Annotated in this window: 7 protein-coding genes; 2 read left to right on the top strand and 5 right to left on the bottom strand. The window is 30.7% G+C overall.

The features are described 5' to 3' along the window. The first annotated feature begins 289 nt into the window (after positions 1-289). Positions 290-1,534, top strand: coding sequence for a C40 family peptidase (locus JJE11_RS10945; RefSeq protein ID WP_291635495.1), 1,245 nt, complete (start codon positions 290-292; stop codon positions 1,532-1,534). Positions 1,535-1,750: 216 nt separating this feature from the next. Beyond that, complete coding sequence (locus tag JJE11_RS10950; protein ID WP_291635497.1) at positions 1,751-3,124, top strand: Na+/H+ antiporter NhaC family protein; 1,374 nt, start codon at positions 1,751-1,753, stop codon at positions 3,122-3,124. A 6-nt stretch (positions 3,125-3,130) separates the two neighbouring features. Here the strand turns inward: JJE11_RS10950 and JJE11_RS10955 are convergent, their stop codons facing one another. The 5 genes from JJE11_RS10955 to JJE11_RS10975 all read right to left on the bottom strand — a co-directional run bounded on the left by JJE11_RS10955 (position 3,131) and on the right by JJE11_RS10975 (position 7,391). Continuing rightward, positions 3,131-4,081, bottom strand: a complete 951-nt coding sequence (locus tag JJE11_RS10955; protein ID WP_291635499.1) for an AEC family transporter — start codon at positions 4,079-4,081, stop codon at positions 3,131-3,133. Positions 4,082-4,237: 156 nt separating this feature from the next. Next, a complete protein-coding gene (locus tag JJE11_RS10960) occupies positions 4,238-5,404 on the bottom strand; it encodes an ArsA family ATPase (protein ID WP_291635501.1) in 1,167 nt (388 codons plus the stop codon). Between the two features lie 14 nt (positions 5,405-5,418). Then, on the bottom strand, positions 5,419-5,637 hold the full coding sequence (locus JJE11_RS10965) for a hypothetical protein (RefSeq protein WP_291635503.1): 219 nt from the start codon (positions 5,635-5,637) through the stop codon (positions 5,419-5,421). After that, positions 5,638-6,816 carry an ArsA family ATPase gene (locus JJE11_RS10970; RefSeq protein WP_291635505.1) on the bottom strand — a complete coding sequence of 393 codons (1,179 nt, stop codon included), beginning with the start codon at positions 6,814-6,816 and terminating at the stop codon, positions 5,638-5,640. 83 nt (positions 6,817-6,899) lie between these two features. After that, positions 6,900-7,391 (bottom strand): MarR family transcriptional regulator, encoded by a 492-nt coding sequence (locus tag JJE11_RS10975; protein WP_291635507.1) that lies wholly within the window; start codon positions 7,389-7,391, stop codon positions 6,900-6,902. Between the last annotated feature and the right edge of the window lie 9 nt (positions 7,392-7,400).

Raw genomic sequence — 7,400 nt, forward strand, 5'->3', positions numbered from 1 at the left:
ATTTTCTTTAAATTATCCTCAATTCTACATCTAACATTTTTATGCTTCTAAATGAATTATTCTACGAATGTATTGAAATTCCTTGTTTTTTTATATAACTTGATTAAACAATTTATTACTATATAAGTACTATAATACCTAAATAAGACTTCATCATTTTAAAATGGTAGTTTAAATGAAAATTTAAATAATACTCAAAAAAATTCTAAAGTTTATGGTTTAGAGTATCGATAATATAGTATAGTATAGCTTATTGTACACTATATATAATAGAAAGGTTGGTAAAGATATGAAAAAAAGAATATCCTTTATAGTAATGTTATTTACTATGGTAAGTTCCCAAAGTGCATTTGCTGATATTGGCGTCGTGAATACAGCATGCTTAAATATCAGGCAAAAACCTTCACTTTCATCTTCGATTACAGGTGCTCTATTAAAAGACACAAAAATAAATACACTTGGAAAAGAGGGAGTTTTTTATAAAATAAGCTATAGTGGAAAAACTGGCTACGTGCATAGTTCTTATATAAATATAAGTTCTTATATAAATATAAGTTCCTATATACCCATAGCAAAAACCACTCCTGTTCCTAAAATTATAGAAAGTGTAAAATCTACTTACGTAGAAAAATATGGAGAGATAACCGCAAAAGAATTAAATGTACGATCTGGAGCTGGAACAACTTATCCTGTAACCGCTGCTATTACTCTTGGAGAAAAAGTTATAATCTGTGGTGAGTTAAATGGTTTTTATAAGATAATTTATTCTGGTAAAACAAATTATATAAGTGCATTATATGTAAAAATTACAGCTGAAAAGACTGCAAATACAAATAGTACTAACATTGTAACTACACCTGTATTAAATCCTACAGGAATTGGAACTATTACAGCGTCTGATTTTTTAAATGTAAGAAAAATGCCTTCTATAGATAATAATTCTACTGTCATTGGTTTACTATATCCAGCTGATAAAGTGGATATATATGGAGTGCAAGGTGACTTCTATAAAATTAAGTACTCTGGACAATGGGGATATGTATTTAAATCATATGTAAGCGTAGTTAATGCTTCATTAAGCAAAGCTCAATATATTGCAGATGGCCAGCAATATGATGCATTAATAAATGGGGATAATTTAGTGTCATATTCAAATACATTTTTGGGGATGCCTTACTTATGGGGTGGCTCAGCCCCAGCAAAATTCGATGCTACTGGAAAATATATAAGTGGTGGATTCGATTGTTCGGGATTTGTACAGTATAGTTACAAGAACTTTGGTATAGATTTGCCTAGAACAACTATGGACCAGGTAGATAAAGGTATGTCTGTTGATATAAATAATCTTCAAGATGGGGATCTAGTCTTTTTTATGACAAATTTGGCTTCATCTTCTGAAGTATCTCACGTAGGAATATATATTGGGGATAATGAATTTATGCATTCTTCTAAACCTGGTGATGTTGTAAAAATATCTGAATTAACTGGCTATTACAAAGATAACTTTGTAATAGGTAAAAGAATAATAAACTAATGATTTAATAACATATCTATAGAATGAAAATTTCTATAAATTTTAGAAACCTCTTTTCCATATTTTTAGAGCTGTAAAAAAAGGTTGAAAAGCAGTAAATGTAATGGTAAAATATACAAGTAATATCCTAAGTCCTTCATAAAATTACATTGTTTTATACATGTAACTATTAAGCTGAGAATTTAGGTTATAATAAATAACTTATTGAGGTGACACATGGATAAAAAAAATATATCAAAAATCCATTCCAATATTATTATAACTACAAGTATAATTCTAATTTCTGCTTGCATTGCAACTAAAACGTCAATGGCATATGGATTTTTAGGTGGTATTATCTTTACATCCTTGATACTTATAAAATACAAATACAGTATCAAAGATATATTAAATATAATTCTATCAGGTTTAAAAGAAGCATGGAGGCTTTATGTGCTAATTTTACTAGTTGGTGCGGCTGCTTCTGTATGGCTCGCTTCTGGCGTTGTGCCATCTCTAATGTATTATGGGTTTGAATATATGAAAGATATGAATTTTCTTCTCTCTACCTTTCTAATCGTTTCAATAGTATCTATATTTATGGGTACTGCTATTGGAACAGTAAGTACAATAGGCATTGCACTACTTGGTGTTGGCAATGGGTTTGGAGTTCCATCACCTATACTCCTTGGAGCAATAATATCTGGTGCCTTTATAGCTGACAAGATGTCTCCACTATCTGGATTATTTAATCTTACACTTACAACAACAAAAAGGAGCTATAAGGATGTTGTGGCTTCAATGCTGCCAACCTTTATACCCCTATTTATAATTACTGCTATAATATATTATTTACTAGGCTCAAATTTTACCTCAAGCACTGGTTCTGAAAATCTTATACATTACCAGAAGGCTATACTCGAAGGCTTTACTATATCGCCATACATTGCACTTCTTCCCGCTATAGTCCTTATAACACCTCTTTTCGGTGTTAAAACAATACCTACAATATTAATAGGTGTCTTTGTAGGTTGCATAGTTAGTGTTTTCTCTCAGCATATGTCCTTACCTATCCTTATAAATTCACTTTTTTTAGGATACAAAGGTTCTACTGCCTCTACTGAACTTAATAAAATACTTGTAAGTGGTGGTATTAAATCTATGATAGAGGTTGTTTTTATAGTTATGGGAGCCGTTAGCTTAACAAGTCTATTTGAAAAAAGTGGCATGATAGTACCTTTAGTTAAAAAACTAACCAATGGTGTACGGACTAAGGGACAACTTATTTTAAAAACATCGTTAATTAGTAGTTTCTTAACTATAATAACCTGCGACCAGACAGTTGGAATATTACTACCTGGACGCCTTCTACAGGATAAATATAATGAACTCGATGTTGACACAACGCTACTCGCAAGAACTATTTCGGATACAGGTACCATAATTGCGCCTTTAATGGCTTGGAATATTAATGCTCTTATTCTTAAATCTCTTACGGGAATTTCTGCTACTTCCTATGCTCCTTATGCAGTATTGTGTTATTTAGCTCCCATAATTACATTAATTGTTTCATATACTATTAAAGAACAGCGCAAATCATTGGCGGCATAAAATTTATTAAATAAAGCCATAGTTTTTTAAAATCAAAATAAAACAGAAAATTGTGAAAGACGATAGAATCGTAGTAGTTGCAACTAACTGTCCCGCCAGTTCATCATTTGCTTCCACTTGTTGCGCCATAATATAGCTAACTACAGCTGTAGGTGATGCAAATACCGCCAGCAAAACCCCCAGTTCATAATGCCTGAATCCAATCAAAATTCCTAATGAAATAATAATTGCGGGTAAAACAATTAACTTAAATGCGGAAACCCACATAATATATTTAATGTTCTTCAAAACACCCCGTGCCTCAACAGCACCTCCTAATATAATAAGTGCAAAAGGAGTTGATATTTTCGAAATATCTGAAATAGTTTTTTCAATAACACTGGGAAGTTTTATTCCTATTGCAGACATTGCTATTCCAATAACACAAGCAATAATTAAGGGGTTTTGAGCTATATCTATAAATGTCTTTTTTATTCCTATATTCTCATCAATTTCTTTGTTTGCATATATGGCGAGCACAAAAACCGCTAAAAAATTGTACAATGGAACCACAAAAGCAGCAAGCATCGAAGTTAATCCAACTCCTCCCTGCCCAAATAAGTTCATACAAATCGGTACCCCAAACAATATGTAATTACTCCTGAAAAGCGCCTGAATTAGCACTCCTCTATTTCTATTCTGAGCTTCAATTTTGGGAATAATTAAAATCAGCAAAATAACAGTTATAAGAATTGAAGATAATACAAAAATAATTAGTTTCAGATTAAAATCACTTACTATATCGCTTAAATAAATATTATTAAACAACATTAAAGGTAAAAAAACCTTAAAAACTAATTTATTTGCTGTTTTGAAAAAACTCTCATCACATACTTTAAAATACTTTAAAGTCCAACCCAAAGTCATCATTATTAGAAGCGGTAAAACTACACTAAGTGAAAAAATAAAATTTTGCATTTTGACTCCTTTCTATACAGGTCAATCATCACAATATATATACTTGCCCATATATCCAGAATCATCTACCATTAATAAATCAACAATAATAAAATTATATCATACACTTACATATATAAACAATAAATTAGCCCCTAAAGTAATTCAACAAGCATTTCAATTGAATTGTATCCTTAACTTTCCCTCCTCATAACTCGCTTTAATAATTTTCTTTGAATGTAATTTTTGTGGAATCACAAAGTTGCGTTTTTCATTTTTAATGGAAATACTAATTTCATCCCCATTTTGAAGTAAGTTTAATTCTTTTTTATCTACGAATGGCATATTTATATTTAAATAATAGCATTCATCCGTACTTGATTTTTCAACCTCAAAAATCTTATCCTTAAAAAATACTTTTTCTGCAGAAACTTCTTTAAATATGCTCTGCCCCATAATTAATAGTGATTCATAATTCCTAACCTCACTATGCATTAGCTCAGTTTTAAATATTGGTACAGGGCTAAAACTTTCACTTATATCCACAAGATTTTCACTTTGAAGCTTCATCCACTTTTCAAAATACCCTTTTCCACCCTCTTCTGAGATTATCTTATTAACAATTATTGCGTCTACATTAAAATCATATAAATGCAAATAAGAAAAATTTCTTTTAGCTTCTTTAATAACAATTTTTTCTGGAGTAGTAACTATTCTAAGACTTACATTATCCTTTTGTAGCATTAACTTATGGAGTTCATCAATTTTGTTATAAAGGATTTCGATTTCATCAAATGTTTTCTCATCAGGAAGTGGGATCTTTATTGTATGATCAATTATTGGCTTTACAAGTTTGGCCGCCTTCCTTTTCAAAGGGAAAATTTTGTCCATCCACCACTTAAAAAGCTCTGGAAATTTTAAAAGGGACATAGTTTCTCCAGTGGGTGCACAATCAACTATTAACACATCATAATTATCATCATCATTAATCTGTTTAATTTTAAGTAACGAGATGAGATCTTCTAAGCCTGGAAAAACCAGTAATTCTTCAACTTCAATGCTTTTCATAGTTTTTGATAGCATTAATTTTTCTATATATCCCTTGATATTTCCCCAGATAGCTTCATTCTCAATAAGGGCATCTACCTCAATAGCTTCTAAATTGTCCGTTATTTGAGTAGGTGTATTAGATAACTTTATTCCGAAGACATCGGAAAGACTATGAGCCTTATCTGTACTCATTATAACCACTTTTTTTCCCTGTTTTGCAATTTGGCAGGCTGTTGCTGCTGCAACACTAGTTTTCCCCACTCCACCTTTTCCTGTATATAAAATAATTCTCACTTTAACCCCTCCAATTACTCAACTTCAACCTTTTTAATCTCTTTTCTTACTTCTTCTTCATCTTTTTTACAAGACTCTTGCATAAGTTCCAAGGCAATATCTTTTATAACAGTAACTGCTTCTTTTTCAAAGTTATTAAGCCTATGCAATACTTTTTCCGGCAAGATTTCCTTTATAATTTCATATTTAAGTTTTTCTATTTTTACTAATTTTTTTATTATATCACTATTCATTTAATCCACCTTCTCCTCAAAATATATAGATAAATAATCATCTTTAAAATCAGCTTTACTTATAGAATACTTTTTCAGTGAACTCGGGCAAGGAATATTCCTCTTGAAATTTCCTATCTTAATAGATATATCTGAACCAGTTTCATATAGCTCTAAGTCTTTCTTATCTCCAAAAGGAACATATACTTGAAGCTTATAGCCTCCTTCTACCTTTTCAAATTTTTCACTAAATGTTATTTTTTGAACCCTTAATATATCTTTGACATCCAGTGAATCCTGAACTATTCGCTGGAGACCCTCGATACCGTTAATATCTACCTCATACCATTTAATTTTAAACCTAGGCAGATTCAAAAATACCGAATCTATTTCTTCCATGTACTTTTTTTGAATGCACTTCCACTCATCAAAAAAGCTATTGCCTATATCTTCTGGTATTATCCTATTAATATATATAGCATCTACATTAAAATTATAAAGATTTAAATACATGTAGTTCCTTTTGGTCTCTTCAATAACCATTTTTTCAGGAATTGTGACTAATCTTATGCTACAGCACTCCCTATCCTTCAATAGATTTTGAAGTTCTGTTAGCAGTATATAAAGTTTTTCAATATCATTCATAGCTTGTTTATCAGGCATTTCTATTTTAAAAGCTAACTTAGCTATAGGCCTTATCACTTTCAATGCAACCTTTCCAATTGGGAATAATTTCTCCATGTACCAGCTCATAAGCTCTGGAAACTTTAAAAGAGATATAGTTTCTCCTGTTGGCGCACTGTCCACAATTATCAGGTCATAAATACCTCTATCATGTAAATCCTTGATTTTTAAAAGACAAAATAACTCTTCCATTCCTGGAAACACAATAATATCCTCAAAATTTTCTATTTGCTTTTCATCTTTAAAAACCATCATTTTCTTAAAAGCTGCTTGAATACTTCCGTAATAATTCTCCATTTCATAATTAGGATCAATTTCAAGTCCCCATAAATTTTCTCGTATTTCTGTAGGTTCATTTTTTATTTCCTGCATAAAAATATCACTTAAATTATGTGCCATGTCTGTGCTAACAATTAAAGTCCTTAATCCCTCCATAGAAGCCTTAAGAGCATGTGCTGCAGCAGTACTGGTTTTGCCAACTCCACCTTTCCCAGTAAAAATAATGATTCTTTTCATATTGCGCCTCCTTATTTTAATTCTTAAAATGAATAGTTCTTTTATCGAAGTATTTGCTCTAAGAATAACTCAGTTATACTGAGTTATTCTATAATTATTTTTCTTAATTTTTTAGCTGGACTCTCTTCTTCTTTACTTAAACACACACTTTCTTTAAAAACTCCAAGTACCTTTTGATAAATACTTAAAGCTGAAGAAATTTCATCCTCAGTAAGTTTTGAATAAATATTAATTATATATTTAATGATCATAGCTTTTGCCTTCTCAATTACTATATTAGCAGCCTCAGTAAGAGTTATCAAAACTATTCTTCTATCTTGATCACTCCTTATTCTTTCTACCATCAGTTTTTTTTCCAATCTAGCTATAACCCCTGTAGCAGTATTTAATGGTGCCATTATGTATTCTGCTATTTCCGTCATATTAGCATTCTTCTTTCTATACAAGAATAATAGTGCTAATATTTCATTTTTGGAAAAGTCTAAGAATATATCACTCCACTGCTGTGGAAAAAACAAGACCTTAAACTCATCAAAACAATTAAAAAAGTTTTTCTCTATTTTGTTTATATCCATAACATCCTC

This window comes from Clostridium sp., from assembly GCF_016650095.1.
Lineage (GTDB): Bacteria > Bacillota > Clostridia > Clostridiales > Clostridiaceae > Clostridium_AD.